This is a genomic window from Enterobacter sp. MEB024 (genome assembly GCF_030209635.1).
Classification (GTDB): Bacteria; Pseudomonadota; Gammaproteobacteria; order Enterobacterales; family Enterobacteriaceae; genus Enterobacter; species Enterobacter ludwigii.
The window spans coordinates 1-26,191 of sequence record NZ_JARVRQ010000017.1 but is presented as its reverse complement, the minus strand read 5'-3'; the positions used below and the strand labels follow the sequence as shown (position 1 = coordinate 26,191).

Annotated in this window: 46 protein-coding genes and 1 pseudogene; 40 read left to right on the top strand and 7 right to left on the bottom strand. The window is 50.8% G+C overall.

Annotation, left to right across the window (positions count from 1 at the left end):
* From QRN24_RS22555 to bfr, 3 genes are all read left to right on the top strand, one after another.
* Positions 1-155, top strand: a 155-nt coding sequence (locus tag QRN24_RS22555) for an EF-Tu C-terminal domain-related protein (protein ID WP_072098027.1), incomplete at its 5' end; no start/stop codon positions are given.
* Between the two features lie 179 nt (positions 156-334).
* Complete coding sequence (bfd, locus tag QRN24_RS22550; protein ID WP_008503493.1) at positions 335-529, top strand: bacterioferritin-associated ferredoxin; 195 nt, start codon at positions 335-337, stop codon at positions 527-529.
* 72 nt (positions 530-601) lie between these two features.
* On the top strand, positions 602-1,078 hold the full coding sequence (gene bfr / locus QRN24_RS22545; RefSeq protein ID WP_014171902.1) for a bacterioferritin: 477 nt from the start codon (positions 602-604) through the stop codon (positions 1,076-1,078).
* On the opposite strand, the gene QRN24_RS22540 is transcribed toward bfr, so the two are convergent.
* Positions 1,062-1,535, bottom strand: a complete 474-nt coding sequence (locus QRN24_RS22540) for a prepilin peptidase (protein WP_050737680.1) — start codon at positions 1,533-1,535, stop codon at positions 1,062-1,064. The two genes, bfr and QRN24_RS22540, sit on opposite strands and share 17 nt — an antisense overlap.
* Positions 1,536-1,914: 379 nt before the next feature.
* Here QRN24_RS22540 and rpsJ point away from each other — a divergent pair, with 379 nt between their 5' ends.
* The 31 genes and pseudogenes from rpsJ to QRN24_RS22385 all read left to right on the top strand — a co-directional run bounded on the left by rpsJ (position 1,915) and on the right by QRN24_RS22385 (position 16,854).
* Positions 1,915-2,226 (top strand): 30S ribosomal protein S10, encoded by a 312-nt coding sequence (rpsJ, locus tag QRN24_RS22535; protein WP_001181005.1) that lies wholly within the window; start codon positions 1,915-1,917, stop codon positions 2,224-2,226.
* Between the two features lie 32 nt (positions 2,227-2,258).
* A complete protein-coding gene (rplC, locus tag QRN24_RS22530) occupies positions 2,259-2,888 on the top strand; it encodes a 50S ribosomal protein L3 (RefSeq protein ID WP_006178923.1) in 630 nt (209 codons plus the stop codon).
* A gap of 10 nt (positions 2,889-2,898) precedes the next feature.
* The gene (gene rplD, locus QRN24_RS22525) at positions 2,899-3,504 is read left to right on the top strand and encodes a 50S ribosomal protein L4 (RefSeq protein ID WP_000424395.1); all 606 of its coding nucleotides are present in this window, start codon (positions 2,899-2,901) and stop codon (positions 3,502-3,504) included.
* Positions 3,501-3,803 (top strand): 50S ribosomal protein L23, encoded by a 303-nt coding sequence (gene rplW / locus QRN24_RS22520; RefSeq protein WP_000617546.1) that lies wholly within the window; start codon positions 3,501-3,503, stop codon positions 3,801-3,803. The genes rplD and rplW overlap by 4 nt, the downstream gene beginning before the upstream one ends.
* Positions 3,804-3,820: 17 nt before the next feature.
* Positions 3,821-4,642, top strand: coding sequence for a 50S ribosomal protein L2 (gene rplB, locus QRN24_RS22515; RefSeq protein ID WP_000301859.1), 822 nt, complete (start codon positions 3,821-3,823; stop codon positions 4,640-4,642).
* A gap of 16 nt (positions 4,643-4,658) precedes the next feature.
* A complete protein-coding gene (rpsS, locus tag QRN24_RS22510) occupies positions 4,659-4,937 on the top strand; it encodes a 30S ribosomal protein S19 (RefSeq protein ID WP_001138117.1) in 279 nt (92 codons plus the stop codon).
* 14 nt (positions 4,938-4,951) lie between these two features.
* Positions 4,952-5,284 carry a 50S ribosomal protein L22 gene (gene rplV, locus QRN24_RS22505; RefSeq protein ID WP_002919773.1) on the top strand — a complete coding sequence of 111 codons (333 nt, stop codon included), beginning with the start codon at positions 4,952-4,954 and terminating at the stop codon, positions 5,282-5,284.
* Positions 5,285-5,301: 17 nt separating this feature from the next.
* Positions 5,302-6,003 (top strand): 30S ribosomal protein S3, encoded by a 702-nt coding sequence (rpsC, locus tag QRN24_RS22500; RefSeq protein WP_000529945.1) that lies wholly within the window; start codon positions 5,302-5,304, stop codon positions 6,001-6,003.
* Positions 6,004-6,015: 12 nt separating this feature from the next.
* On the top strand, positions 6,016-6,426 hold the full coding sequence (rplP, locus tag QRN24_RS22495; RefSeq protein WP_002919759.1) for a 50S ribosomal protein L16: 411 nt from the start codon (positions 6,016-6,018) through the stop codon (positions 6,424-6,426).
* Complete coding sequence (gene rpmC, locus QRN24_RS22490) at positions 6,426-6,617, top strand: 50S ribosomal protein L29 (protein WP_003863282.1); 192 nt, start codon at positions 6,426-6,428, stop codon at positions 6,615-6,617. The genes rplP and rpmC overlap by 1 nt, the downstream gene beginning before the upstream one ends.
* On the top strand, positions 6,617-6,871 hold the full coding sequence (gene rpsQ, locus QRN24_RS22485) for a 30S ribosomal protein S17 (protein WP_008503489.1): 255 nt from the start codon (positions 6,617-6,619) through the stop codon (positions 6,869-6,871). Before rpmC ends, rpsQ begins: the two co-directional genes overlap by 1 nt.
* Positions 6,872-7,037: 166 nt before the next feature.
* Complete coding sequence (gene rplN / locus QRN24_RS22480; protein ID WP_002919748.1) at positions 7,038-7,409, top strand: 50S ribosomal protein L14; 372 nt, start codon at positions 7,038-7,040, stop codon at positions 7,407-7,409.
* A 10-nt stretch (positions 7,410-7,419) separates the two neighbouring features.
* A complete protein-coding gene (gene rplX / locus QRN24_RS22475; RefSeq protein ID WP_000729185.1) occupies positions 7,420-7,734 on the top strand; it encodes a 50S ribosomal protein L24 in 315 nt (104 codons plus the stop codon).
* A gap of 14 nt (positions 7,735-7,748) precedes the next feature.
* Entirely contained in the window at positions 7,749-8,288 is a 540-nt protein-coding gene (gene rplE / locus QRN24_RS22470) for a 50S ribosomal protein L5 (RefSeq protein ID WP_001096206.1), read from the top strand.
* A 14-nt stretch (positions 8,289-8,302) separates the two neighbouring features.
* Positions 8,303-8,608 carry a 30S ribosomal protein S14 gene (rpsN, locus tag QRN24_RS22465; RefSeq protein ID WP_003863291.1) on the top strand — a complete coding sequence of 102 codons (306 nt, stop codon included), beginning with the start codon at positions 8,303-8,305 and terminating at the stop codon, positions 8,606-8,608.
* Positions 8,609-8,638: 30 nt separating this feature from the next.
* Positions 8,639-9,031: a 30S ribosomal protein S8 gene (rpsH, locus tag QRN24_RS22460; protein ID WP_006178918.1), complete on the top strand. Its 393-nt coding sequence runs from the start codon at positions 8,639-8,641 to the stop codon at positions 9,029-9,031.
* Positions 9,032-9,043: 12 nt separating this feature from the next.
* A complete protein-coding gene (gene rplF, locus QRN24_RS22455; RefSeq protein ID WP_003863296.1) occupies positions 9,044-9,577 on the top strand; it encodes a 50S ribosomal protein L6 in 534 nt (177 codons plus the stop codon).
* A 9-nt stretch (positions 9,578-9,586) separates the two neighbouring features.
* Complete coding sequence (gene rplR, locus QRN24_RS22450; protein WP_013099023.1) at positions 9,587-9,940, top strand: 50S ribosomal protein L18; 354 nt, start codon at positions 9,587-9,589, stop codon at positions 9,938-9,940.
* A 14-nt stretch (positions 9,941-9,954) separates the two neighbouring features.
* A complete protein-coding gene (gene rpsE / locus QRN24_RS22445) occupies positions 9,955-10,455 on the top strand; it encodes a 30S ribosomal protein S5 (RefSeq protein ID WP_003863299.1) in 501 nt (166 codons plus the stop codon).
* 6 nt (positions 10,456-10,461) lie between these two features.
* A complete protein-coding gene (gene rpmD, locus QRN24_RS22440; RefSeq protein WP_003863301.1) occupies positions 10,462-10,641 on the top strand; it encodes a 50S ribosomal protein L30 in 180 nt (59 codons plus the stop codon).
* 3 nt (positions 10,642-10,644) lie between these two features.
* A complete protein-coding gene (gene rplO / locus QRN24_RS22435; RefSeq protein ID WP_003863304.1) occupies positions 10,645-11,079 on the top strand; it encodes a 50S ribosomal protein L15 in 435 nt (144 codons plus the stop codon).
* A 7-nt stretch (positions 11,080-11,086) separates the two neighbouring features.
* On the top strand, positions 11,087-12,418 hold the full coding sequence (secY, locus tag QRN24_RS22430; protein ID WP_014171896.1) for a preprotein translocase subunit SecY: 1,332 nt from the start codon (positions 11,087-11,089) through the stop codon (positions 12,416-12,418).
* A gap of 31 nt (positions 12,419-12,449) precedes the next feature.
* Positions 12,450-12,566, top strand: a complete 117-nt coding sequence (gene rpmJ / locus QRN24_RS22425) for a 50S ribosomal protein L36 (protein WP_000868187.1) — start codon at positions 12,450-12,452, stop codon at positions 12,564-12,566.
* Between the two features lie 146 nt (positions 12,567-12,712).
* Positions 12,713-13,069, top strand: a complete 357-nt coding sequence (gene rpsM / locus QRN24_RS22420) for a 30S ribosomal protein S13 (protein ID WP_003863308.1) — start codon at positions 12,713-12,715, stop codon at positions 13,067-13,069.
* Between the two features lie 16 nt (positions 13,070-13,085).
* Positions 13,086-13,475, top strand: coding sequence for a 30S ribosomal protein S11 (gene rpsK, locus QRN24_RS22415; RefSeq protein ID WP_003863312.1), 390 nt, complete (start codon positions 13,086-13,088; stop codon positions 13,473-13,475).
* Positions 13,476-13,507: 32 nt separating this feature from the next.
* Positions 13,508-14,128 carry a 30S ribosomal protein S4 gene (gene rpsD / locus QRN24_RS22410; RefSeq protein ID WP_004868345.1) on the top strand — a complete coding sequence of 207 codons (621 nt, stop codon included), beginning with the start codon at positions 13,508-13,510 and terminating at the stop codon, positions 14,126-14,128.
* Positions 14,129-14,153: 25 nt separating this feature from the next.
* The gene (locus QRN24_RS22405; protein ID WP_002919219.1) at positions 14,154-15,143 is read left to right on the top strand and encodes a DNA-directed RNA polymerase subunit alpha; all 990 of its coding nucleotides are present in this window, start codon (positions 14,154-14,156) and stop codon (positions 15,141-15,143) included.
* Between the two features lie 40 nt (positions 15,144-15,183).
* Positions 15,184-15,570, top strand: a complete 387-nt coding sequence (gene rplQ, locus QRN24_RS22400) for a 50S ribosomal protein L17 (RefSeq protein ID WP_001216372.1) — start codon at positions 15,184-15,186, stop codon at positions 15,568-15,570.
* Positions 15,571-15,677: 107 nt separating this feature from the next.
* A complete protein-coding gene (locus QRN24_RS22395) occupies positions 15,678-16,046 on the top strand; it encodes a DnaJ family domain-containing protein (RefSeq protein WP_014171895.1) in 369 nt (122 codons plus the stop codon).
* 2 nt (positions 16,047-16,048) lie between these two features.
* Complete coding sequence (gene zntR, locus QRN24_RS22390) at positions 16,049-16,471, top strand: Zn(2+)-responsive transcriptional regulator (RefSeq protein WP_020882974.1); 423 nt, start codon at positions 16,049-16,051, stop codon at positions 16,469-16,471.
* A 57-nt stretch (positions 16,472-16,528) separates the two neighbouring features.
* Positions 16,529-16,854: pseudogene (locus QRN24_RS22385) on the top strand (alternative ribosome-rescue factor A).
* On the opposite strand, the gene mscL reads toward QRN24_RS22385, so the two are convergent.
* From mscL to def, 5 genes are all read right to left on the bottom strand, one after another.
* The gene (mscL, locus tag QRN24_RS22380; protein WP_014171892.1) at positions 16,745-17,158 is read right to left on the bottom strand and encodes a large-conductance mechanosensitive channel protein MscL; all 414 of its coding nucleotides are present in this window, start codon (positions 17,156-17,158) and stop codon (positions 16,745-16,747) included. The pseudogene QRN24_RS22385 and the gene mscL overlap by 110 nt on opposite strands.
* Positions 17,159-17,304: 146 nt before the next feature.
* Positions 17,305-18,681 carry a Trk system potassium transporter TrkA gene (trkA, locus tag QRN24_RS22375; RefSeq protein ID WP_014171891.1) on the bottom strand — a complete coding sequence of 459 codons (1,377 nt, stop codon included), beginning with the start codon at positions 18,679-18,681 and terminating at the stop codon, positions 17,305-17,307.
* 22 nt (positions 18,682-18,703) lie between these two features.
* Entirely contained in the window at positions 18,704-19,990 is a 1,287-nt protein-coding gene (rsmB, locus tag QRN24_RS22370; protein ID WP_025202890.1) for a 16S rRNA (cytosine(967)-C(5))-methyltransferase RsmB, read from the bottom strand.
* Positions 19,991-20,042: 52 nt separating this feature from the next.
* Entirely contained in the window at positions 20,043-20,990 is a 948-nt protein-coding gene (fmt, locus tag QRN24_RS22365) for a methionyl-tRNA formyltransferase (protein WP_025202891.1), read from the bottom strand.
* A gap of 25 nt (positions 20,991-21,015) precedes the next feature.
* Positions 21,016-21,525: a peptide deformylase gene (gene def, locus QRN24_RS22360; protein ID WP_008503479.1), complete on the bottom strand. Its 510-nt coding sequence runs from the start codon at positions 21,523-21,525 to the stop codon at positions 21,016-21,018.
* 128 nt (positions 21,526-21,653) lie between these two features.
* On the opposite strand from def, the gene dprA reads away from it, so the two are divergent.
* From dprA to QRN24_RS22330, 6 genes are read left to right on the top strand one after another with little or no spacing between them, the layout of a single operon-like run.
* On the top strand, positions 21,654-22,778 hold the full coding sequence (dprA, locus tag QRN24_RS22355) for a DNA-protecting protein DprA (RefSeq protein WP_284943074.1): 1,125 nt from the start codon (positions 21,654-21,656) through the stop codon (positions 22,776-22,778).
* A complete protein-coding gene (gene smg, locus QRN24_RS22350) occupies positions 22,750-23,223 on the top strand; it encodes a DUF494 family protein Smg (protein WP_014171887.1) in 474 nt (157 codons plus the stop codon). The genes dprA and smg overlap by 29 nt, the downstream gene beginning before the upstream one ends.
* A gap of 26 nt (positions 23,224-23,249) precedes the next feature.
* Positions 23,250-23,807 carry a DNA topoisomerase family protein gene (locus tag QRN24_RS22345; protein ID WP_014171886.1) on the top strand — a complete coding sequence of 186 codons (558 nt, stop codon included), beginning with the start codon at positions 23,250-23,252 and terminating at the stop codon, positions 23,805-23,807.
* Positions 23,797-24,369, top strand: coding sequence for an L-threonylcarbamoyladenylate synthase type 1 TsaC (tsaC, locus tag QRN24_RS22340; RefSeq protein ID WP_020882978.1), 573 nt, complete (start codon positions 23,797-23,799; stop codon positions 24,367-24,369). Before QRN24_RS22345 ends, tsaC begins: the two co-directional genes overlap by 11 nt.
* Positions 24,370-24,373: 4 nt before the next feature.
* Entirely contained in the window at positions 24,374-25,192 is an 819-nt protein-coding gene (aroE, locus tag QRN24_RS22335; protein ID WP_284943073.1) for a shikimate dehydrogenase, read from the top strand.
* Positions 25,189-25,437 (top strand): DUF1488 family protein, encoded by a 249-nt coding sequence (locus QRN24_RS22330; protein WP_014171883.1) that lies wholly within the window; start codon positions 25,189-25,191, stop codon positions 25,435-25,437. Before aroE ends, QRN24_RS22330 begins: the two co-directional genes overlap by 4 nt.
* Here the strand turns inward: QRN24_RS22330 and QRN24_RS22325 are convergent.
* Positions 25,413-25,967 (bottom strand): gamma carbonic anhydrase family protein, encoded by a 555-nt coding sequence (locus QRN24_RS22325; protein ID WP_014171882.1) that lies wholly within the window; start codon positions 25,965-25,967, stop codon positions 25,413-25,415. The genes QRN24_RS22330 and QRN24_RS22325 overlap by 25 nt on opposite strands.
* Between the last annotated feature and the right edge of the window lie 224 nt (positions 25,968-26,191).

The window sequence follows — 26,191 nt, the reverse complement described above, 5'->3', positions numbered from 1 at the left end:
TGCCAGAAGGCGTTGAGATGGTAATGCCAGGCGACAACATCAAGATGGTTGTGACTCTGATCCACCCAATCGCGATGGACGACGGTCTGCGTTTCGCAATCCGTGAAGGCGGCCGTACCGTTGGCGCGGGCGTTGTTGCTAAAGTTCTGGGCTAATTACTTATCCCTGAATTAAAAAAGGACGCTTCGGCGTCCTTTTTTGTTTTCTGCCGTTATGTGTCTGTCACAAATTTTCGCATTTTTCGTCCTCTCCCGCCCCGTATACGGGTGTTTGTGCTATTGTAATCATAACCATTCTCACTTACACTTTGCGCATATTTTGAACGGGAGTCTTTATGTACGTTTGTTTATGTAATGGTGTAAGCGACAAAAAAATACGTCAGGCCGTTCGCCAGTTTCAGCCACAGTCCTTCCAGCAGCTTCGCAAATTTGTTCCAGTGGGAAATCAATGCGGTAAATGTGTACGTGCTGCACGTGAGATCATGCAGGACGAATTGATGCAGATCCCGGAATACAAAGAGATTGCGTAAGCGCCCATCTTTTTTTTGACATCCCTGTAGCCCGATCTACGCTTCAATGAGTGGAAGCGGAGGGACTATATAATGAAAGGTGATGTTAAAATCATAAGTTATCTCAATAAATTATTGGGAAATGAGCTTGTCGCGATCAATCAGTATTTTCTCCATGCGAGAATGTTCAAAAACTGGGGCCTGATGCGCCTCAACGATGTTGAATACCACGAATCCATCGATGAGATGAAACATGCCGATAAATACATCGAGCGTATTTTATTCCTTGAAGGCATTCCTAACCTGCAGGATCTCGGCAAACTCGGCATCGGTGAAGATGTTGAAGAGATGCTTCGGTCCGACCTCAGGCTCGAGCTTGAAGGCGCAAAAGATCTCCGCGAAGCCATTGCCTATGCGGACAGTGTTCATGACTACGTCAGCCGCGATATGATGATCCAGATTCTGGCCGATGAAGAAGGGCATATCGACTGGCTTGAAACTGAGCTGGATCTCATCAGTAAAATTGGTCTGCAGAATTATCTTCAATCCCAGATTAAAGTGGCTGACTAAACAGCGTCTGCCAGCCAACGCTTAAACCCGCTGCCGCCAGAAATGGCCCAAAAGGCAGTGGGTTTTTTAATGCCTGTTTATCAGGAGCCGGTAAAGCGAGAATGAGCTGGTAAAGAAGCGCCAACAATGCGGCGGTTAACACCAGTGCGGGCAATATGTGCCAACCGTGCCACGCCCCCAGTGCCGAAAGATATTTCACATCGCCATAGCCCATCCCTTCACGTCCAGTCAGAAGCCGGTAGCCCCAGTAGATAATCGCAAAGCTCACATACCCTGCCATCGCGCCAGTCACTGCGTTCGAAAGAAAGTCAGGATGAAGGCAACGCTGGAAGAGCAGGCCGGTCCATAAGAGGGGACAGAGGTATTTATCCGGGAGAAGGCCGGCACGAATATCTTCACGTACCAGTAAACCGGAGAGTGCGAAGTAAACGAGCAGAAAGGGGAGGGGAGTCAGCATACGCAAAGCCTCAAAGATGTTTGGTGCATACTCTTCTCATGATGCAAGGCCAGCAACGTCCGTACACAGGAATTACGTGAGGGGTTCATAAGAAGAGATGAAAGCAGACAGGTTGCTGCAAATAATGGAATGCCCTACGCATCGCATGTCTTTGGCGCTTAATTTCTAAACGGCACTTGCGTCTTGCTCAGATTTACGTATAATGCGCGGGCTTGTCGTAGTTGACGGCGGGTTCAATCTGAACCGGAGTAGCTAATTTTGTTACTCAACAATGCTCCCAATCGGGGAGCTACGTAAGAACGGTTACACTCTCCCATCAATCGTAATGGGTTTGAGGAGTAATCATTTTCGTTTATAAAATAATTGGAGCTCTGGTCTCATGCAGAACCAAAGAATCCGTATCCGCCTTAAAGCGTTTGATCATCGTCTGATCGATCAATCAACCGCGGAAATCGTCGAGACTGCTAAGCGCACTGGTGCGCAAGTCCGTGGTCCGATCCCGCTGCCGACCCGCAAAGAGCGCTTTACCGTTCTGATCTCTCCGCACGTTAACAAAGATGCGCGTGATCAGTACGAAATCCGCACTCACAAGCGTCTGGTTGACATCGTTGAGCCAACTGAGAAAACCGTTGATGCTCTGATGCGTCTGGATCTGGCTGCCGGTGTAGACGTGCAGATCAGCCTGGGTTAATCAGGTCATCGAGCGATTGAGAGGTTGAAACAATGATTGGTTTAGTCGGTAAAAAAGTGGGAATGACCCGCATCTTCACTGAAGATGGCGTTTCTATCCCAGTAACCGTAATCGAAGTTGAAGCAAACCGCGTTACTCAGGTTAAAGATCTGGCTAACGATGGCTACCGCGCTGTTCAGGTTACCACCGGTGCTAAAAAAGCTAACCGTGTAACCAAACCAGAAGCGGGTCACTTCGCTAAAGCTGGCGTTGAAGCTGGCCGTGGTCTGTGGGAATTCCGTCTTGCTGAAGGCGAAGAGTTCACCGTAGGTCAAGACATTAGCGTTGAGCTGTTTGCTGACGTTAAAAAAGTTGACGTAACCGGTACCTCTAAAGGTAAAGGTTTTGCTGGTACCGTTAAGCGCTGGAACTTCCGTACCCAGGACGCTACTCACGGTAACTCCTTGTCTCACCGCGTTCCGGGTTCTATCGGTCAGAACCAGACTCCGGGCAAAGTGTTCAAAGGCAAGAAAATGGCAGGTCAGCTGGGTAACGAACGTGTAACCGTTCAGAGCCTGGACGTAGTACGTGTTGACGCTGAGCGCAACCTGCTGCTGGTTAAGGGTGCTGTTCCGGGTGCTACCGGTAGCGACCTGATCGTTAAACCAGCTGTGAAGGCGTAAGGGGATAGCAATGGAATTAGTATTGAAAGACGCGCAGAGCGCGCTGACTGTTTCCGAAACTACCTTCGGTCGTGATTTCAACGAAGCGCTGGTTCACCAGGTTGTTGTTGCTTATGCAGCTGGTGCTCGTCAGGGTACTCGTGCTCAGAAGACTCGTGCTGAAGTAACTGGTTCTGGCAAAAAGCCATGGCGCCAGAAAGGTACCGGCCGTGCGCGTTCAGGTTCTATCAAGAGCCCGATCTGGCGTTCAGGTGGCGTGACCTTCGCTGCGCGTCCACAGGACCACAGTCAAAAAGTTAACAAAAAGATGTACCGCGGCGCGCTGAAAAGCATTCTGTCCGAACTGGTACGTCAGGATCGTCTGATCGTTGTCGAGAAGTTCTCTGTAGAAGCGCCTAAAACTAAGCTGCTGGCACAGAAACTGAAAGACATGGCTCTGGAAGATGTGCTGATCATCACCGGTGAGCTGGACGAGAACCTGTTCCTGGCCGCACGTAACCTGCACAAGGTTGACGTACGCGATGCGACTGGTATCGACCCGGTTAGCCTGATCGCCTTCGACAAAGTCGTAATGACTGCTGATGCTGTTAAGCAAGTTGAGGAGATGCTGGCATGATTCGTGAAGAACGTCTGCTGAAGGTGCTTCGCGCACCGCACGTTTCTGAAAAAGCGTCTACTGCGATGGAAAAAACAAACACCATCGTTCTCAAAGTTGCTAAAGACGCGACCAAAGCAGAGATCAAAGCTGCTGTGCAGAAACTGTTTGAAGTCGAAGTCGAAGTCGTTAACACCCTGGTTGTTAAAGGGAAAGTTAAACGTCACGGACAGCGTATCGGTCGTCGTAGCGACTGGAAAAAAGCTTACGTCACCCTTAAAGAAGGCCAGAACCTGGACTTCGTTGGCGGCGCTGAGTAAGTCGGAGGAGTAATACAATGGCAGTTGTTAAATGTAAACCGACATCTCCGGGTCGTCGCCACGTAGTTAAAGTGGTTAACCCTGAGCTGCACAAGGGCAAACCTTTTGCTCCGTTGCTGGAAAAAAACAGCAAATCCGGTGGTCGTAACAACAATGGCCGTATCACCACTCGTCACATCGGTGGTGGCCACAAGCAGGCTTATCGTATTGTTGACTTCAAACGCAACAAAGACGGTATCCCAGCAGTTGTTGAACGTCTTGAGTACGATCCGAACCGTTCCGCGAACATCGCGCTGGTTCTGTACAAAGACGGTGAACGCCGTTACATCCTGGCCCCTAAAGGCCTGAAAGCTGGCGACCAGATTCAGTCTGGCGTTGATGCTGCAATCAAAGCAGGCAACACCCTGCCGATGCGCAATATCCCGGTTGGTTCTACCGTTCATAACGTAGAAATGAAACCAGGTAAAGGCGGTCAGCTGGCGCGTTCCGCGGGTACTTACGTTCAGATCGTTGCTCGTGACGGTGCTTATGTCACCCTGCGTCTGCGTTCTGGTGAAATGCGTAAAGTCGAAGCAGATTGCCGCGCTACTCTGGGCGAAGTTGGCAATGCTGAGCATATGCTGCGCGTTCTGGGTAAAGCTGGTGCTGCACGCTGGCGTGGTGTTCGTCCTACCGTTCGCGGTACTGCGATGAACCCAGTAGACCACCCACATGGTGGTGGTGAAGGTCGTAACTTTGGTAAGCACCCGGTAACTCCGTGGGGCGTTCAGACCAAAGGTAAGAAGACCCGCAGCAACAAGCGTACTGATAAATTTATCGTACGTCGCCGTAGCAAATAATTTTAGAGGATAAGCCATGCCACGTTCTCTCAAGAAAGGTCCTTTTATTGACCTGCACTTGCTGAAGAAGGTAGAGAAAGCGGTGGAAAGCGGAGACAAGAAGCCCCTGCGCACTTGGTCCCGTCGTTCAACGATCTTTCCTAACATGATCGGTTTGACCATCGCTGTCCATAATGGTCGTCAGCACGTTCCAGTCTTTGTTACCGACGAAATGGTTGGTCACAAACTGGGTGAATTCGCACCGACTCGTACTTATCGCGGCCACGCTGCTGATAAAAAAGCGAAGAAGAAATAAGGTAGGAGGAAGAGATGGAAACTTTAGCTCAACATCGCCATGCTCGTTCTTCTGCTCAGAAGGTTCGCCTTGTTGCTGACCTGATTCGCGGTAAGAAAGTGTCGCAGGCCCTGGACATCCTGACCTATACCAACAAGAAAGCTGCGGTATTGGTCAAGAAAGTACTGGAATCTGCCATTGCTAACGCTGAACACAACGATGGCGCTGACATCGACGATCTGAAAGTTGCGAAAATTTTCGTAGATGAAGGCCCAAGCATGAAGCGCATTATGCCGCGTGCGAAAGGTCGTGCAGATCGCATCCTGAAGCGCACCAGCCACATTACTGTGGTTGTGTCCGATCGCTGAGACTCTGGAGACTAGCAATGGGTCAGAAAGTACATCCTAATGGTATTCGCCTGGGTATTGTAAAACCATGGAACTCTACCTGGTTTGCGAACACCAAAGAATTCGCTGACAACCTGGACAGCGATTTTAAAGTACGTCAGTACCTGACTAAGGAACTGGCTAAAGCGTCTGTATCTCGTATCGTTATCGAGCGTCCAGCTAAGAGCATTCGTGTAACCATTCACACTGCTCGCCCTGGCATCGTTATCGGTAAGAAAGGCGAAGACGTAGAAAAACTGCGCAAGGTCGTAGCGGATATCGCTGGCGTTCCTGCACAGATCAATATCGCTGAAGTTCGTAAGCCTGAACTGGACGCTAAATTGGTTGCTGACAGCATCACTTCACAGCTGGAACGTCGTGTTATGTTCCGTCGTGCTATGAAGCGTGCTGTACAGAACGCAATGCGTCTGGGCGCTAAGGGTATCAAAGTTGAAGTTAGCGGCCGTCTGGGCGGCGCGGAAATCGCACGTACCGAATGGTACCGCGAAGGTCGCGTACCGCTGCACACTCTGCGTGCTGACATCGACTACAACACCTCTGAAGCGCACACCACTTACGGTGTAATCGGCGTTAAGGTATGGATCTTCAAAGGTGAGATCCTGGGTGGTATGGCTGCTGTTGAACAACCGGAAAAACCGGCTGCTCAACCTAAAAAGCAGCAGCGTAAAGGCCGTAAATAAGGAGCGTCGCTGATGTTACAACCAAAGCGTACAAAATTCCGTAAAGTGCACAAAGGCCGCAACCGTGGTCTGGCGCAGGGTACGGATGTTAGCTTCGGCACTTTCGGTCTGAAAGCTGTTGGCCGTGGTCGTCTGACTGCACGTCAGATCGAAGCAGCACGTCGTGCAATGACCCGTGCAGTTAAGCGTCAAGGTAAGATCTGGATCCGTGTATTCCCGGACAAACCGATCACCGAGAAGCCGCTGGAAGTTCGTATGGGTAAAGGTAAAGGTAACGTGGAGTACTGGGTTGCCTTGATCCAACCGGGCAAAGTCCTTTATGAAATGGACGGCGTTCCGGAAGAGCTGGCCCGTGAAGCCTTCGGCCTGGCAGCAGCGAAACTGCCTATCAAAACCACCTTTGTAACTAAGACGGTGATGTAATGAAAGCAAAAGAGCTGCGTGAAAAAAGCGTTGAAGAGCTGAACGCTGAGCTGCTGAACCTGCTGCGTGAGCAGTTCAACCTGCGTATGCAGGCTGCAAGTGGCCAGCTGCAACAGACTCACCTGCTGAAGCAAGTGCGTCGCAATGTTGCGCGCGTTAAGACTTTACTGACTCAGAAGGCGGGTGCGTAATGACCGATAAAATCCGTACTCTGCAAGGTCGTGTTGTTAGCGACAAAATGGAGAAATCCATCGTTGTAGCTATCGAACGTATTGTGAAACACCCGATCTACGGTAAATTCATCAAACGTACGACCAAACTGCACGTACATGACGAGAACAACGAATGTGGTATCGGCGACAAGGTTGAAATCCGTGAATGCCGTCCACTGTCCAAGACTAAGTCCTGGACGCTGGTTCGCGTTGTAGAGAAAGCGGTTCTGTAATAGAGTACGCATTCTCAATACGAATAAACGGCTCAGCGATGAGCCGTTTATTTTTTCTACCCATATTGTAGAAGCGGTGTTATAATGCCGCGCCCTCGATATGGGGCTTTTTAACGGCTCTGATTTTAGAGTCTCAGGTAGTAGTTGACATTAGCGGAGCACTAAAATGATCCAAGAACAGACTATGCTGAACGTCGCCGACAACTCCGGTGCACGTCGCGTAATGTGTATCAAGGTTCTGGGTGGCTCGCACCGTCGCTACGCAGGCGTAGGCGACATCATCAAGATCACCATCAAAGAAGCAATTCCACGTGGTAAGGTCAAAAAAGGTGATGTGCTGAAAGCGGTAGTGGTGCGCACCAAGAAGGGTGTTCGTCGCCCTGACGGTTCTGTCATTCGCTTCGATGGTAATGCATGCGTTATTTTGAACAATAACAGTGAGCAGCCAATCGGCACGCGTATCTTTGGGCCGGTAACTCGTGAACTTCGTACTGAAAAGTTCATGAAAATTATCTCTCTGGCACCAGAAGTACTCTAAGGAGCGAATCATGGCAGCGAAAATCCGTCGTGATGACGAAGTTATCGTGTTAACCGGTAAAGATAAAGGTAAACGCGGTAAAGTAAAAAATGTCCTGTCTTCCGGCAAGGTCATTGTTGAAGGTATCAACCTGGTTAAGAAACATCAGAAGCCGGTTCCGGCCCTGAACCAACCAGGCGGCATCGTTGAAAAAGAAGCTGCTATTCAGGTTTCTAACGTTGCAATCTTCAATGCGGCAACCGGCAAGGCTGACCGTGTAGGCTTTAGATTCGAAGACGGGAAAAAAGTCCGTTTCTTCAAGTCTAACAGCGAAACTATCAAGTAATTTGGAGTAGTACGATGGCGAAACTGCATGATTACTACAAAGACGAAGTAGTTAACAAACTCATGACTGAGTTTAACTACAATTCTGTCATGCAAGTCCCTCGGGTCGAGAAGATCACCCTGAACATGGGTGTTGGTGAAGCGATCGCTGACAAGAAACTGCTGGATAACGCAGCAGCTGACCTGACAGCAATCTCCGGTCAAAAACCGCTGATCACCAAAGCACGCAAATCTGTTGCAGGCTTCAAAATCCGTCAGGGCTATCCGATCGGCTGTAAAGTAACTCTGCGTGGCGAACGCATGTGGGAGTTCTTTGAGCGCCTGATCACTATTGCTGTACCACGTATCCGTGACTTCCGTGGCTTGTCCGCTAAGTCTTTCGACGGTCGTGGTAACTACAGCATGGGTGTCCGTGAGCAGATCATCTTCCCAGAGATCGACTACGATAAAGTCGACCGCGTGCGTGGTTTGGATATTACCATTACCACTACTGCGAAATCTGATGAAGAAGGCCGTGCTCTGCTGGCTGCCTTTGACTTCCCGTTCCGCAAGTAAGGTAGGGTTACTGAATGGCTAAGCAATCAATGAAAGCACGCGAAGTAAAACGCGTAGCTTTAGCTGATAAATTCTTCGCTAAACGCGCTGAACTGAAAGCGATCATTTCTGATGTGAACGCTTCCGACGAAGATCGTTGGAATGCGGTTCTCAAGCTGCAGTCTCTGCCGCGTGATTCCAGCCCGTCTCGTCAGCGTAACCGCTGTCGTCAAACAGGTCGTCCACATGGTTATGTGGGCAAGTTTGGGTTGAGCCGTATCAAACTGCGTGAAGCCGCCATGCGCGGTGAAGTACCAGGCTTGAAAAAGGCTAGCTGGTAATTACCAATTGAATCACGGGAGTAAAGACAGATGAGCATGCAAGATCCGATCGCGGATATGCTGACCCGTATCCGTAACGGTCAGGCCGCGAACAAAGTTGCGGTCACCATGCCTTCCGCCAAGCTGAAAGTGGCAATTGCCAACGTGCTGAAGGAAGAAGGTTTTATCGAAGATTTTAAAGTTGAAGGCGACACCAAGCCGGAACTGGAACTTACTCTCAAGTATTTCCAGGGTAAAGCTGTTGTAGAAAGCATTCAGCGTGTCAGCCGCCCAGGTCTGCGCATCTATAAGAAAAAAGATGAGCTGCCTAAAGTTATGGCTGGTCTTGGTATCGCAGTTGTTTCTACCTCTAAAGGTGTTATGACTGATCGTGCAGCGCGCCAGGCTGGTCTTGGTGGCGAAATTATCTGCTACGTAGCCTAATCGGAGGAAAGAATGTCTCGTGTTGCTAAAGCACCGGTCGTTATTCCTGCCGGCGTTGATGTAAAAATCGACGGTCAGGTTATTACGATCAAAGGTAAAAACGGCGAGCTGACTCGTACCCTCAACAAAGCTGTTGAAGTTAAACATGCAGATAATGCTCTGACCTTCGGTCCACGTGATGGTTTCGTGGATGGATGGGCTCAGGCTGGTACCGCGCGTGCCCTGCTGAACTCAATGGTTGTTGGTGTTACCGAAGGCTTCACTAAAAAGCTTCAACTGGTTGGTGTAGGTTATCGTGCAGCTATCAAAGGGAATGCAGTAGGCCTGTCTCTGGGCTTCTCACACCCTGTTGAGCATCCGCTGCCGGCCGGTATCACTGCAGAATGTCCGACCCAGACTGAAATCGTGCTGAAAGGCGCTGATAAACAGCTGATCGGTCAGGTTGCAGCAGATCTGCGCGCCTACCGTCGTCCTGAGCCTTATAAAGGCAAGGGTGTTCGTTACGCCGACGAAGTCGTGCGTACCAAAGAGGCTAAGAAGAAGTAAGGTAACACTATGGATAAGAAATCTGCTCGTATCCGTCGTGCGACCCGCGCACGCCGCAAGCTCAAAGAGCTGGGTGCAACTCGCCTGGTGGTACATCGTACCCCGCGTCATATTTACGCACAGGTCATTGCACCAAACGGTTCTGAAGTTCTGGTAGCTGCTTCTACTGTAGAAAAAGCTATTGCAGAGCAATTGAAGTACACCGGTAACAAAGACGCCGCTGCAGCTGTAGGTAAAGCTGTTGCAGAACGCGCTCTGGAAAAAGGCATCAGCAATGTTTCCTTTGACCGTTCCGGGTTCCAATATCATGGTCGTGTCCAGGCACTGGCAGATGCTGCCCGTGAAGCTGGCCTTCAGTTCTAAGGTAGAGGTGTAAGATGGCTCACATCGAAAAACAGGCTGGCGAACTGCAGGAAAAGCTGATCGCGGTTAACCGCGTATCTAAAACCGTTAAAGGTGGTCGTATTTTCTCCTTCACAGCTCTGACTGTAGTTGGCGATGGTAACGGTCGCGTTGGTTTTGGTTACGGTAAAGCGCGTGAAGTTCCAGCAGCGATCCAGAAAGCGATGGAAAAAGCCCGTCGCAATATGATTAACGTCGCGCTGAACAACGGTACCCTGCAGCACCCAGTTAAAGGTGTTCACACGGGTTCTCGTGTATTCATGCAGCCAGCTTCAGAAGGTACCGGTATCATCGCCGGTGGTGCAATGCGCGCCGTTCTGGAAGTTGCTGGGGTTCATAACGTTCTGGCTAAAGCATACGGTTCCACCAACCCGATTAACGTGGTTCGTGCAACTATTGATGGCCTGGAAAATATGAATTCTCCAGAAATGGTCGCTGCCAAGCGTGGTAAATCCGTTGAAGAAATTCTGGGGTAATTGACCATGGCAAAGACTATTAAAATCACTCAAACCCGCAGTGCAATCGGTCGTCTGCCGAAACACAAGGCAACGCTGCTTGGCCTGGGTCTGCGTCGTATTGGTCATACCGTTGAGCGCGAGGATACTCCCGCTGTTCGTGGTATGGTCAACGCGGTTTACTTCATGGTTAAAGTTGAGGAGTAAGAGATGCGTTTAAATACTCTGTCTCCGGCCGAAGGCTCTAAAAAGGCGGGTAAACGCCTGGGTCGTGGTATCGGTTCTGGCCTCGGCAAAACCGGTGGTCGTGGTCACAAAGGTCAGAACTCTCGTTCTGGCGGTGGCGTACGTCGCGGTTTCGAGGGTGGCCAGATGCCACTGTACCGTCGTCTGCCGAAGTTCGGCTTCACTTCTCGCAAAGCAGCGATTACAGCGGAAATCCGTCTGTCTGACCTGGCGAAAGTTGAAGGCGGCGTTGTAGACCTGAACACGCTGAAAGCGGCAAACATTATCGGTATCCAGATCGAGTTCGCGAAAGTGATCCTGGCTGGTGAAGTTTCTACTCCGGTAACTGTTCGTGGCCTGCGTGTTACTAAAGGTGCTCGTGCTGCTATCGAAGCCGCTGGCGGTAAAATTGAGGAATAAGTAGCAGATGGCTAAGCAACCGGGATTAGATTTTCAAAGTGCCAAAGGTGGATTTGGCGAGCTGAAACGCAGACTGCTGTTTGTTATCGGCGCGCTGATTGTGTTCCGTGTTGGCTCTTTTATTCCGATCCCTGGTATCGATGCCGCTGTACTTGCCAAACTGCTTGAGCAACAGCGAGGCACCATCATTGAAATGTTTAACATGTTCTCTGGTGGTGCTCTCAGCCGTGCTTCTATCTTCGCTCTGGGTATCATGCCGTATATTTCGGCATCGATTATTATCCAGCTGCTGACGGTCGTTCATCCGGCCCTGGCAGAACTGAAGAAAGAAGGGGAGTCTGGACGTCGTAAGATAAGCCAGTACACCCGTTACGGCACTCTGGTGCTGGCAATATTCCAGTCGATCGGTATTGCTACCGGTCTTCCGAATATGCCTGGTATGCAGGGCTTGGTATTAAACCCAGGCTTTGCATTCTATTTCACCGCTGTTGTAAGTCTGGTCACAGGAACAATGTTCCTGATGTGGCTCGGCGAACAGATTACTGAGCGTGGTATCGGTAACGGTATCTCAATCATTATCTTCGCTGGTATTGTTGCGGGTCTCCCGCCAGCCATTGCCCACACTATCGAGCAAGCGCGTCAAGGCGACCTGCACTTCCTCCTGTTGCTGTTGGTTGCAGTATTAGTATTTGCAGTGACGTTCTTTGTTGTCTTCGTTGAACGTGGTCAACGCCGCATTGTGGTGAACTACGCTAAGCGTCAACAAGGTCGTCGTGTCTATGCTGCACAGAGCACACATTTACCGCTGAAAGTGAACATGGCGGGGGTTATCCCGGCTATCTTCGCTTCCAGTATTATTCTGTTCCCGGCAACCATCGCGTCATGGTTCGGGGGCGGTACTGGTTGGAACTGGCTGACAACAATTTCGCTGTATTTGCAGCCTGGGCAACCACTTTATGTGTTACTCTATGCGTCTGCGATCATCTTCTTCTGTTTCTTCTACACGGCGTTGGTTTTCAACCCGCGTGAAACAGCAGATAACCTGAAGAAGTCCGGTGCATTTGTACCAGGAATTCGTCCGGGAGAGCAAACGGCGAAGTATATCGATAAAGTAATGACTCGCCTGACTTTGGTTGGTGCGCTTTATATTACTTTTATCTGCCTGATCCCGGAGTTCATGCGTGATGCAATGAAGGTACCGTTCTACTTCGGTGGGACCTCACTGCTTATCGTTGTTGTCGTGATTATGGACTTTATGGCTCAAGTGCAAACTCTGATGATGTCCAGTCAGTATGAGTCTGCATTGAAGAAGGCGAACCTGAAAGGCTACGGCCGCTAAATGGTCGCCTGAGAAGTTACGGAGAGTAAAAATGAAAGTTCGTGCTTCCGTCAAGAAATTATGCCGTAACTGCAAAATCGTTAAGCGTGATGGTGTCATCCGTGTGATTTGCAGTGCCGAGCCGAAGCATAAACAGCGCCAAGGCTGATTATTTCGCATATTTTTCTTGCAAAGTTGGGTTGAGCTGGCTAGATTAGCCAGCCAATCTTTTGTATGTCTGTACGTTTCCATTTGAGTATCCTGAAAACGGGCTTTTCAGCATGGTGCGTACATATTAAATAGTAGGAGTGCATAGTGGCCCGTATAGCAGGCATTAACATTCCTGATCAGAAACATGCTGTGATCGCATTAACTTCGATCTATGGCGTCGGCAAGACCCGTTCCAAAGCCATTCTGGCTGCAGCGGGTATCGCTGAAGATGTTAAGATCAGTGAGCTGTCTGAAGAACAAATCGACACGCTGCGTGACGAAGTTGCCAAATTTGTCGTTGAAGGTGATCTGCGCCGTGAAATCAGCATGAGCATCAAGCGCCTGATGGATCTTGGTTGCTATCGCGGTTTGCGTCATCGTCGTGGTCTGCCAGTGCGCGGTCAGCGTACTAAGACCAACGCACGTACCCGTAAGGGTCCGCGCAAACCGATCAAGAAATAATCGGGGTGATTGAATAATGGCAAAGGCACCAGTTCGTGCACGTAAACGTGTAAGAAAACAAGTCTCTGACGGCGTGGCTCATATCCATGCTTCTTTCAACAACACCATCGTTACTATTACTGATCGTCAGGGTAACGCTTTGGGTTGGGCAACAGCCGGTGGTTCCGGTTTCCGTGGTTCTCGCAAATCCACTCCGTTTGCAGCTCAGGTTGCAGCAGAGCGTTGCGCAGAAGCCGTAAAAGAATACGGCATCAAGAATCTGGAAGTTATGGTTAAAGGTCCGGGTCCGGGTCGTGAATCTACTGTTCGCGCTCTGAACGCCGCTGGTTTCCGCATCACGAATATTACTGATGTGACTCCGATCCCTCATAACGGTTGTCGTCCGCCGAAAAAACGTCGCGTATAACGCTCGTTTTTTAGGTTAGTTGGAGATAGAAAATGGCAAGATATTTGGGTCCTAAGCTCAAGCTGAGCCGTCGTGAGGGCACCGACTTATTCCTTAAGTCTGGCGTTCGCGCGATCGATACCAAGTGTAAAATTGAACAAGCTCCTGGCCAGCACGGTGCGCGTAAACCGCGTCTGTCTGACTATGGTGTGCAGTTGCGTGAAAAGCAAAAAGTTCGCCGTATGTACGGTGTGCTGGAGCGTCAGTTCCGTAACTACTATAAAGAAGCAGCACGTCTGAAAGGCAACACAGGTGAAAACCTGCTGGCTCTGCTGGAAGGTCGTCTGGACAACGTTGTTTACCGTATGGGCTTCGGCGCGACTCGTGCTGAATCACGCCAGTTGGTTAGCCATAAAGCAATCATGGTAAACGGTCGTGTTGTTAACATCGCTTCTTATCAGGTTAAAGCGAATGACGTTGTTAGCATTCGTGAGAAAGCGAAAAAGCAATCTCGCGTGAAAGCCGCTCTGGAGCTGGCTGAGCAGCGTGAAAAGCCAACCTGGCTGGAAGTTGATGCTGGCAAGATGGAAGGTACGTTCAAGCGTCAGCCAGAACGTTCTGATCTGTCTGCGGACATTAACGAACACCTGATCGTCGAGCTTTACTCCAAGTAAAGCTTAGTACCAAAGAGAGGACACAATGCAGGGTTCTGTGACAGAGTTTCTAAAACCGCGCCTGGTAGATATCGAGCAAGTGAGTTCGACGCACGCCAAGGTGACCCTTGAGCCTTTAGAGCGTGGCTTTGGCCATACTCTGGGTAACGCACTGCGCCGTATTCTGCTCTCATCGATGCCGGGTTGCGCGGTGACCGAGGTTGAGATTGATGGTGTACTTCATGAGTACAGCACCAAAGAAGGCGTTCAGGAAGATATCCTTGAAATCCTGCTCAACCTGAAAGGGCTGGCGGTGAGAGTTCAGGGTAAAGATGAAGTTATTCTTACTCTGAATAAATCTGGCATTGGCCCTGTGACTGCAGCCGACATCACCCACGACGGTGATGTTGAAATCGTCAAGCCGCAGCACGTGATCTGCCACCTGACCGATGAGAACGCAGCGATTAGCATGCGTATCAAAGTTCAGCGCGGTCGTGGTTATGTGCCGGCTTCTGCCCGAATTCATTCGGAAGAAGATGAGCGCCCAATCGGCCGTCTGCTGGTCGACGCATGCTACAGCCCTGTAGAGCGTATTGCCTACAATGTTGAAGCAGCGCGTGTAGAACAGCGTACCGACCTGGACAAGCTGGTCATCGAAATGGAAACCAACGGCACAATCGATCCTGAAGAGGCGATTCGTCGTGCGGCAACCATCCTGGCAGAACAACTGGAAGCTTTCGTTGACTTACGTGATGTTCGTCAGCCGGAAGTGAAAGAAGAGAAACCAGAATTCGATCCGATCCTGCTGCGCCCTGTTGACGATCTCGAATTGACTGTCCGCTCTGCTAACTGCCTCAAGGCAGAAGCTATCCACTATATCGGTGATCTGGTACAGCGTACCGAGGTTGAGTTGCTGAAAACGCCGAACCTGGGTAAAAAATCTCTTACCGAGATTAAAGACGTGCTGGCTTCACGTGGTCTGTCTCTGGGCATGCGCCTGGAAAACTGGCCACCAGCAAGCATTGCTGACGAGTAACCGGATCACAGGTTAAGGTTTTACTGAGAAGGATAAGGTCATGCGCCATCGTAAGAGTGGTCGTCAACTGAACCGCAACAGCAGCCATCGCCAGGCTATGTTCCGCAACATGGCAGGTTCACTGGTTCGTCATGAAATCATCAAGACGACCCTGCCTAAAGCGAAAGAGCTGCGTCGCGTAGTTGAGCCGCTGATTACTCTTGCCAAGACTGACAGCGTTGCAAATCGTCGTCTGGCATTCGCCCGTACTCGTGATAACGAGATCGTGGCAAAACTGTTTAACGAACTGGGTCCGCGTTTCGCGAGCCGTGCCGGTGGTTACACTCGTATTCTGAAGTGTGGCTTCCGTGCAGGCGACAACGCTCCGATGGCTTACATCGAGCTGGTTGATCGTTCAGAATCTAAAGCAGAAGCTGCTGCAGAGTAATCTGTAGTAACGTAAAAAAACCCGCTTCGGCGGGTTTTTTTATATCCGCTGAATCCCCACTTCTCTACAATATCTGTATCTTTTCTGTTCATCCTCTGGAGTTATTCATGTGGTTGCTCGACCAGTGGGCAGAACGCCATATCAGCGATGCTCAGCGAAAAGGCGAATTTGATAACCTTGCGGGACGCGGCGAGCCGTTAGTGCTTGATGATGATTCGCATGTTGCCCCTGAATTACGGGCCGGATATCGCTTACTCAAAAATGCCGGTTGTTTACCACCGGAACTGGAGCAGCGTAAAGAGGCCATGCAACTGGCTGACTTGCTGAAAGGGATTCGCAAGGATGATCCCAGCCACCGTGAAATTAGCCGTCGACTGGCTCTCATCGAACTCAAAATGCGTCAGGCCGGAATGAGCACTGACTTTCTGCACGGTGAGTACAGTGACAGGCTAATGCAGAAAATAAATGAGGAATAACCATGTACCGTATCGGTGAACTTGCCAGGCTTGCTAACGTAACGCCGGACACTATCCGCTATTACGAAAAGCAGCAGATGATTGATCACGAGGTTCGTACTGAAGGTGGATTTCGACTCTATACCGATCATGACCTGCAGCGCTTACGGTTTATCCGCTACGCTCGCCAGCTTGGTTTCACCCTGGACTCGATCCGCGAGTTACTTTCGATCCGCATCGATCCTGAACACCATACTTGCCAGGAGTCGAAGAGCATCGTACAGGCGAGGCTTGATGAAGTTGAAGCGCGTATACAGGAACTACAGACCATGCAGCGTTCTCTGCAACGGTTGAATGACGCCTGCTGCGGTACAGCCCATAGCAGTATTTATTGTTCCATTCTTGAAGCCCTTGAACAGGGGGCCAGTGGAACCCAGGGCAGTTGATTTTTACTTCATCCGGGACTAGACTCCCGTCGACATACACCATGCTCAGGAGAAATTATGAGCCGCTATCAGCATACGAAAGGGCAAATTCAGGACAATGCCATTGAGGCACTGCTCCACGACCCGCTTTTCAGGCAGCGTATTGAGAAGAATAAAAAAGGAAAAGGGAGTTATTTACGAAAAGGGAAACATGCAAAACGGGGTAACTGGGAGGCCAGTGGCAAGTAAGCGAATCGCTTTTTTACCACTGGCCTTCCTTTTTTCAACGTCTGATTAAGAGCGGTTATTTTGCTCTTTCAAAAGATCGCGAATTTCAGTCAATAACACTTCTTCTTTTGTCGGAGCAGGCGGCGCAGCCGGTTCTTCAGCCTTTTTACGGTTAAGCTTATTGATAAGCTTGATAGCCATAAAAATGGCGAACGCCACGATCACGAAATCAAATATGTTCTGAATGAAAACGCCATAATGCATAACAACGGCAGGGACATCACCCTGTGCATCCCGAAGCGTCACGGCAAACTGTTTAAAATCAATGCCCCCGATTAACAGCCCTAGGGGAGGCATAATAATGTCGGCTACCAGTGATGAAACGATCTTACCGAACGCTGCACCGATAATGACACCCACTGCCAGATCCACCACATTCCCGCGCATCGCAAATTCGCGAAATTCTTTAACTAAACTCATTTTCTTCTCCTTGAGCCAACTGACGATTATAAGTTTAACAAATGATTAGTTAATTTCCATTGGGGATAATTAATCGTTATGAAAAATAAAAGGCATGGGAATAAGAGGGTTAATAATCAGGTGCTCTTTTATAAGCACCTGATTGATTACAGGAAGAATGGACTTGGCTGGAATAAACGTTCGACGTCGGTAATAAACTTTTTATCGGTAAGGAACATAATGACGTGGTCGCCTTGCTCGATACGTAAATTATCATTCGCAATCATCACGTCGTTTCCACGCACCACGGCACCAATAATTGTTCCCGGTGGTAGTTTAATTTCATCGATAGCGCGGCCCACAACGCGTGATGTGGTTTCATCACCATGGGCAACGGCCTCAATGGCTTCAGCCACACCGCGGCGAAGGGAAGATACGCCAACAATATCCGCCTTACGAACATGGCTCAGCAGGGCTGAAATGGTTGCTTGTTGCGGTGATATCGCGATATCAATAACGCTTCCCTGCACGAGGTCCACGTAGGCGCGGCGTTGAATAAGCACCATGACTTTTTTTGCCCCCATACGTTTGGCGAGCATGGCGGACATAATGTTCGCCTCGTCGTCGTTAGTGACGGCAATAAACAGATCAACTTGATCAATATGCTCTTCTGCCAGCAGCTCTTGATCAGAGGCATCGCCATAAAACACGATGGTGTTTTGCAGCTTTTCAGCCAGCTCAGCCGCGCGCTGTTGATCGCGCTCGATCAACTTCACGCTGTAGTCTTTTTCCAACCGGTGCGCCAGTCCCGCGCCGATATTACCACCGCCAACGAGCATAATGCGTTTATACGGTTTTTCGAGACGCTGCAGTTCGCTCATTACCGCGCGAATATGCTGAGATGCCGCGATGAAGAAGACTTCATCACCTGCCTCGACTATGGTTGAACCCTGTGGGCGAATTGGCCTGTCATGGCGGAAAATGGCTGCAACGCGGGTATCAATATGCGGCATATGCTCACGCATGGTGGAGAGCGCATTACCGATCAATGGGCCGCCGTAATAGGCCTTAACGACCGCCAGGCTCACTTTACCTTCGGCGAAGTTCACCACCTGCAGCGCACCAGGATATTCGATCAGGCGGTAGATATTGTCGATAACCAGCTGTTCTGGAGCGATAAGATGGTCGATAGGGACCGCTTCGGAATTAAACAGCTTCTCTGCATCCCGGACATAGTCCGGGGAGCGGATGCGCGCGATCCGGTTCGGCGTGTTGAACAGCGAATAGGCCACCTGACATGCCACCATGTTGGTTTCGTCAGAACTGGTCACCGCAACCAGCATGTCAGCATCGTCGGCGCCCGCTTCACGCAGGACACGCGGGTGCGAGCCATGACCTTGCACGACGCGAAGGTCAAATTTGTCCTGTAAAACACGCAGCCGATCGCCATTGGTATCGACAATCGTGATGTCATTATTTTCGCCAACAAGGTTTTCAGCCAGCGTCCCACCAACCTGTCCGGCACCCAGAATGATTATCTTCATATCTCGTGACCTGTTCTCAACATCACTCTTTGATTAGCTTAGCGTAAAAGAAGCCATCACCTTCTTCAGCGGCCGGCAGATTCTGCAGGCCTGGGCGTTCAGGCGTGCCCGTGTCGTGTAGCACTGCATCCGGGGTACGTTTAAGGAAGGCTGCAATCTGTTGGCTGTTTTCTTCCGGAAGGACCGAACAGGTCGCATAGACCAACGTGCCTCCTGGCTTCAGGTGTGGCCAAATGGCATCAAGAATATCGGATTGCAGTTGAGTCAGTTCCTTGATATCACGGTCGCGACGCAACCACTTGATATCCGGGTGGCGACGAATAACGCCGGTTGCTGAGCAGGGAGCATCCAGCAAGATGCGATCGAATTGCGTTTCACCACACCATTCTGCGGGTTTGCGGCCATCGCCTTGCTTAACCTGCGCTTTCATTCCCAGGCGCTTAAGGTTGTCATAGACGCGTGAAAGACGCTGCTCATCGACATCCACGGCCATGACGTTTGCCTGAGGGGCCACTTCCAGAATATGCGTCGTCTTACCGCCTGGCGCGGCGCAGAGATCGAGGATGTGCTCGCCGTTTTTAGGTTCCAGCCAGGCCATGCAGCCCTGCGCGGAAGCATCTTGTACGGTCACCCAGCCTTCATCAAAACCAGGTAAAGCATGTACCGGCGCAGGAGAGGCTAAACGCACAGCGTCAGGATATGCTTCATGTGTGAAGCCGCTCATTCCAGCCTCTTCCAGTAAAGCCAGCCAGGCGTCGCGCGTATGGTGATTACGGTTGACGCGTAACCACATCGGCGGACGCTGATTATTCGCGTCGGCAATTGCCTGCCACTGCTCTGGCCAGGCTTTTTTAAGGCGATTCAGGAGCCAGTCAGGATGCAGATAACGTGCTTCACTTTGCCCGAACTCAGCCAGAAGTTCTTCCTGCTGTCGCTGGAACTGGCGCAGAACGCCATTAATCAACCCTTTCAGCATAGGACGTTTAATCACAACGGCACCTTCCACTGTCTCAGCCAGTGCGGCATGAGGCGGGATACGCGTGTGAAGAAGCTGATAGAAGCCAACCATAATCAAATAATGCACGGTGCGCTGCTTGCCGGTCATTGGACGTGACATCAGCTTATTAACCAGCCACTCGAGCTGAGAAAGCGTGCGCAGGACGCCAAAACAGAGCTCCTGAAGCAGGGCTTTGTCTTTGTCGGACACTTTTTGCTGCAAAGCTGGCAGGATATTGCTCAATGACTGGCCCTGCTCGACAACCTGCTCAACGGCCTGAGCCGCCATACTGCGTAAATTTTGTTTTTTCATAACCGTAAAAATAAAAATGCCCGGAAACACCGGGCGCTAAAATTAAATGAGGTCAGGCAAGGCGATTGCCCGGGATAAACCATTCGCGACGAGAATTTAACAAATCCTGTGCGCTCATCGCCTTCTTACCCGCAGGTTGTAGCGATTCCAGATTCAGGATCCCTTGTGCGGTAGCTACCTGAATACCGTTCTTGCTGGCGTCGATAATCGTACCGGGCTCAGCCGTTGTGTGACCGTCAATAAGGGAGGCTTTCCAGACTTTCACCGGCTGCTCATCGATAACCATCCAGCTCATCGGCCATGGATTAAAGGCGCGAATGCAGCGTTCAAGTTGAGCCGCTGACAGAGACCAGTCAATCCGGGCTTCTTCTTTACTCAGTTTTTCAGCGTAAGTGACCAGCGCTTCATCCTGAACTTCAGGTTTCGCCGTATTATTCGCAATCTGCTGGAGGGTTTCAATCAGCCCTTGCGGGCCAAGCTCTGCCAGCTTGTCATACAGGGTGGCACTGGTATCCTCGGCCGTAATGGGGCAGGCCAGTTTATAAAGCATGTCACCGGTGTCTAAACCTACATCCATCTTCATGATTGTGACGCCCGTTTCAGCATCACCCGCCCATAAAGAGCGCTGAATAGGTGCTGCCCCACGCCAGCGTGGAAGCAGAGAACCATGCACGTTAATGCAACCCAGGCGAGGCATATCAAGCACAGCTTTTGGCAGAATTAAACCGTAAGCCACCACCACCATTACATCGGCATTCAGGTCAGCGACAAGCTGCTGGTTTTCCTGAGGGCGCAAGGATGCTGGCTGGAAAACAGGTAACCCATGCTCTTCTGCCAGCACCTTAACAGGACCTGGCATCAGTTTTTTACCACGGCCAGCCGGGCGATCCGGTTGGGTAAACACGCCAATAACCTGGTGGCCAGAAGATAACAGCGCGTCAAGATGACGCGCTGCAAAATCAGGGGTTCCCGCGAAGATAATACGTAGTGATTTAGACACGATGATCCTTGTATCCGGGGGGACGTTATGCGCGAGAACGCAAACGATCCAGTTTCTCTACTTTCTGACGAATTCGTTGCTGCTTCAGCGGCGAGAGATAATCGATAAACAGTTTACCGACCAGATGATCCATCTCATGCTGAATACAGATCGCCAGCAGGTCGTCAGCTTCCAGTTCGAACGGATTGCCGTCACGATCCAGGGCGCGAATTTTCACTTTTTCGGCGCGCGGCACTAAAGCACGCTGTTCCGGAATAGACAGACAACCTTCCTCAATACCTGTTTCGCCACTCTTCTCGAGCAGCTCAGGATTGATTAACACCAGGCGGCCATCGCGATTTTCAGATACGTCGATCACGATAATACGCTTGTGAATGTCGACCTGAGTGGCCGCAAGACCAATACCTTCTTCGGCGTACATGGTATCGAACATATCATCAACGATACGCTGAATTTCTGCATTCACTTCTTTTACCGGTTCAGCGACGATGCGAAGGCGCTCGTCCGGAATATGTAACACTTGCAAAACTGCCATAAATTTCCAGAGTCGTGTTCAGGAGTTGATAAGAATATTATCTCCTATTCTAGACAAAACCCCCATCGATTGACAGCATCAGTGACCAATCGCAATGATTGCGGAGGCCGCTTATGGCAGGGGAAAGGATGACGTCGACTGAGTTATGGCTACGGTTAATACACACCGGTTCTCTTTATGGCGATGTGATGCTGGAAGCGGCAGCACGATTGCACAACCAGACAACCATTGACGGTCCCGTTGTCAGAGACGCCGGTCTGTCTGTCAAACAGGCTGCACGGTTCTTTGCGCTCAGAGAAAGTGAGCTGGAAAGTAGCCTGCTCTGGCTCGAACAGCCGGGTAACCATCTGATCACGGCGGAGCAGCCTCTTTATCCTCCTTTACTCCGGACGATCCCGGATTATCCAGGCGCAGTCTTTGTTAAAGGCAACCCTAATGTACTGAATGCAGTTCAACTGGCGGTTGTTGGCAGCCGTGCGCCGTCATGGTACGGCGAGCGATGGGGAAAAATTCTCTGTGAACAGCTTTCTCAAAGTGGTTTAACGATCACCAGCGGGCTGGCCTGCGGTATTGACGGTATCGCCCACAACGCTGCGCTATCGGCAAAAGGGCGTAGCGTTGCGGTGCTGGGTAACGGTCTCTTTAGTATTTATCCTCGTCGGCATCAGGCGCTGGCTGCGCGGCTTATCGATTCTGGTGGCGCGATAGTGTCTGAGTTTCCGCTATCAGCGCAGCCCCGGCCGGGACACTTTCCCCGGCGTAATCGAATTATCAGCGGGCTAAGTCAGGGGGTGTTCGTGGTTGAAGCAGCGGTACGCAGCGGTTCGCTTGTGACCGCACGGTGCGCGCTTGAGCAGGGGCGAGACGTGTTTGCCTTACCCGGCCCAATTGGTAACCCGGGATGCGAAGGGCCGCACTGGCTGATAAAGCAGGGTGCAACACCGGTAACGGAAGTCAGGGACATTCTTGAAAATTTGCAATATGGATTGCAATGGCTGCAGGAAGATCCCGAAAAGCGACATTATTCATCAGATCAGGGAAAGGTGGCATTGCCATTTCCCAAGCTCCTGGCTAACGTAGGAGATGAGGTAACACCTGTTGACGTTGTCGCTGAACGTGCCGGCCAACCTGTGCCAGTTACGGTAGCACAGCTACTCGAACTGGAGTTAGCAGGATGGATCGCAGCTGTACCCGGCGGCTATGTCCGATTAAGGAGGGCAAGCCATGTTCGACGTACTGATGTATTTGTTTGAGACTTACATCCATAACGAAGCAGAAATGCGAGTGGATCAGGACAAATTGACACAGGATCTTACCGATGCGGGGTTTGAGCGGGAAGATATCTATAATGCGTTGATGTGGCTGGAAAAACTGGCTGATTATCAGGAAGGCCTCGCCGAACCGATGCAGTTAGCTTCTGACCCATTGTCTGTGCGCATCTACACAGCTGAAGAGTGTGAAAGGCTGGACGCGAGCTGCCGGGGATTCATTTTATTCCTTGAGCAGATTCAGGTGCTAAACCTCGAAACGAGAGAGATGGTGATAGAGCGCGTTATGGCGCTGGATACGGCAGACTTCGAACTGGAAGACCTCAAGTGGGTCATCCTGATGGTTCTGTTTAATATTCCAGGCTGTGAAAATGCCTATCAGCAAATGGAAGAATTACTCTTTGAAGTGAATGAAGGTATGCTGCATTAATTCAATGTGCAGCACCAAGAGTTGTTATGGCCAAATCAGCACTATTCACGGTGCATAAAAATGAGCCCTGCCCGCAGTGCGGGGCTGAACTTGTTATTCGGTCCGGGAAACACGGCCCGTTTCTCGGTTGTTCCCACTATCCGGAATGTGATTATGTCCGTCCCCTGAAAAGCCAGGCGGATGGACATATCGTCAAAATCCTGGAGGGTCAGCTTTGCCCTCTTTGCGGCGGCGAGTTAGCGCTACGTCAGGGTCGTTTCGGCATGTTTATTGGCTGTAGCCACTATCCTGAATGTGAACATACAGAACAAATTGATAAACCTGATGAAACGGCTATTGCCTGTCCTCAATGCCAGCGTGGACAGCTCGTGCAGCGCCGTTCTCGTTTTGGTAAGACCTTTCATTCCTGCGATCGCTATCCTGAATGTCAGTTTGTTATCAATTTCAAACCGGTAGCGGGTGTCTGCTCTCATTGCAATTATCCGCTACTTATAGAGAAAAAAACGGCGCAAGGTTTGAAACGCTTCTGCGCCAGTAAACAATGTGGAAAGCCGGTTCCGGCGGATCAAAACAGTGAAGAATAACCTGCCATCAGGCTCCATTGCTCATGCGGTGGATGTCCTGAAAAATGAAGAAGTCATCGCCTATCCAACTGAAGCTGTTTTTGGGGTCGGTTGCGATCCTGACAGCGAAACGGCCGTTGGCCGACTGCTCACACTTAAACAGAGGCCAGTCGAAAAAGGGCTTATTTTAATCGCTGCTAACTATGAGCAGCTTAAGCCTTATATCGATGATTCCATGCTAACGCCGGAGCAGCGGGAGACTATTTTCTCAGCATGGCCCGGCCCCGTGACCTTTGTTTTCCCGGCGAAGCCGACAACGCCGCGCTGGTTGACCGGGCGTTTTGATTCCCTCGCCGTGCGCGTGACGGACCATCCGCTGGTGGTCGAGCTTTGCCTGGCCTTTGGAAAACCACTGGTCTCAACCAGCGCGAATCTGACCGGGCAGCCACCTTGCCGCACAACCGACGAAGTACGGGCGCAGTTTGGGAATGATTTCCCGGTTGCCGTCGGTGAGACGGGAGGGCGCCTCAATCCGTCTGAAATCCGCGACGCCTTGACCGGCGAACGTTTTCGCCAGGGGTAATCCAATGGAAACCTATGCTGTTTTTGGTAATCCGATAGCACACAGCAAGTCACCGTTAATCCATCAACTGTTTGCCGAGCAACTGCAAATAAATCATCCCTATGGCCGCGTGCTGGCGCCCGTTGATGCATTTATTCCTGCGCTGGAGGGGTTCTTCAACGCGGGTGGCAAAGGTGCGAATGTAACGGTACCGTTTAAAGAGGAAGCCTTCGAACGTGCGGATGAACTCACCGAGCGTGCTTCCCTTGCGGGTGCAGTGAATACCTTAAAACGGCTTGAAGATGGACGCCTGCTGGGAGACAACACTGACGGAATTGGGTTACTGAGCGATCTGGAAAGGCTCTCGTTTATTAAGCCTGGTTTCAGGGTTCTGCTGATTGGTGCGGGCGGAGCGTCGCGGGGAGTATTGCTGCCTCTGCTGTCACTGGATTGCGCGGTGACCATTACAAACAGGACCTTCTCGCGGGCAGAAGCGCTGGCTACGTTGTTCGCACATACCGGCAGCGTGAGCGCGGTCGCCCTGGATGAACTTGCCGATCGTGAGTTTGATCTGATCATCAACGCCACCTCCAGCGGTATCGGTGGTGACGTGCCGGCGATCCCTGCTTCGCTGGTAAGTGCCCATATTTACTTCTACGACATGTTCTATCAGAAAGGGAAGACACCTTTTTTGAACTGGTGTGAACAGCACGGCGGAAAACACGTAGCCGATGGGCTGGGAATGCTGGTGGGGCAGGCGGCACACGCGGTGCTGCTCTGGCACGGTGTATTGCCTTCGGTCGAACCGGTCATTGAAAAGCTGAAAAGGGAGCTCAGGGCGTGAATCAGGCAATTCATTTTCCGGACAGGGAAAGCTGGGACGAGAGTAAACAGGCGGTCTGTTTCCCGGTGCTGGTGCATGGAATGCAACTTACCTGTGCCATTCGTGGGGAAACGCTGTTGCGTCGCTTTGGTGGTTCAGACCCGTTAGAGGTGTTTTGTGAAAATCGCTGGGATCTTGAAGAGGAAGCCAGCGATTTAATCCGCGATCAGCAGGAAGACGATCAGGGCTGGGTCTGGGTATCCTGACTCAGATAGTCATTCTTCCATTTAACGTAGTTATTCGCCGAGTATTTTAATCCTTCGATCTCTGCCTCCTTCAGGGGGCGGATCTGTTTTACCGGGCTTCCCAAATAGAGATAGCCGCTCTCCAGTCTTTTGTTCTGGGGAACAAGGCTGCCTGCGCCAATCATCACGTCATCTTCTACAATGACGCCATCCAGCAAAATCGACCCCATGCCAACAAGAACCCGATTACCAATAGTGCAGCCGTGAAGCATCACTTTATGGCCGACGGTGACATCTTCTCCAATGATGAGTGGATTGCCCTGGGGGTTATAGGAGGATTTGTGGGTTACGTGCAGAACGCTACCGTCCTGAATATTGGTGCGTGCACCAATGGCCACATGGTTTACATCCCCCCGGATGGCGACGAGCGGCCAGATACTGACGTCGTCGGCCATTCGAACATCGCCGATGACCACGCTGCTGGCATCGATCATCACGCGATCGCCTTTTTGGGGGAGAAGATCTTTATAAGGACGTAACACTGCGGACATATCTACCTCGAACGATGAGCACTATATAGAAGACTTGATCATATTAATGGATCGAGGCAAGGCAAAAAGCGTCAATATTTAAGCATATTGGGTGGGATTTCAGCGAAAAGCGCGGAAAATCGACAGTTGGAAAAAAAGATCCAAAAAGTACTTGTGCTAAAAATTGGGATCCCTATAATGCGCCTCCATCGACACGGCGGATGTGAATCACTTCACAGATAACC